Source organism: Bacillus pretiosus (assembly GCF_051294775.1).
Taxonomy (GTDB): Bacteria; Bacillota; Bacilli; order Bacillales; family Bacillaceae_G; genus Bacillus_A; species Bacillus_A wiedmannii.
This window is the reverse complement of the sequence record NZ_JBPPHF010000414.1, coordinates 1-289: the sequence shown is the minus strand read 5'-3', so window position 1 is coordinate 289 and position 289 is coordinate 1. Positions and strand designations below refer to the sequence as shown.

Sequence of the window (289 nt, the reverse complement as noted above, 5' to 3'; positions counted from 1 at the left end):
GTATTATATACGGTGTGTGGAATAAGAGAAAGGAACTTATTGCTAGCGCGGCAATTTTATTATATGGGGAGAAATTAGCGTCTATCGGAATGGTCATTGTACATCCGAAATATGAGGGGAATGGGATTGGAAAGGCGATAACGAATTCATGCATTAAGAGCGTATCGGCTCAACCTCCAATTATGCTTATTGCTACGGATGAAGGAAAGCCGTTATATGAAAAACTAGGATTTAGGGCAGTAAGCTATGTTTCTAAATACATATGTAACTCTTACAATGTGAATGATTA

General features: G+C 37.7%; 1 protein-coding gene. It reads left to right on the top strand.

The window, feature by feature from the left end; all coding sequences use genetic code 11:
- On the top strand, window positions 1-289 hold a 289-nt coding region (locus ACSG5Z_RS31515; RefSeq protein ID WP_435712919.1), incomplete at both ends, for a GNAT family N-acetyltransferase.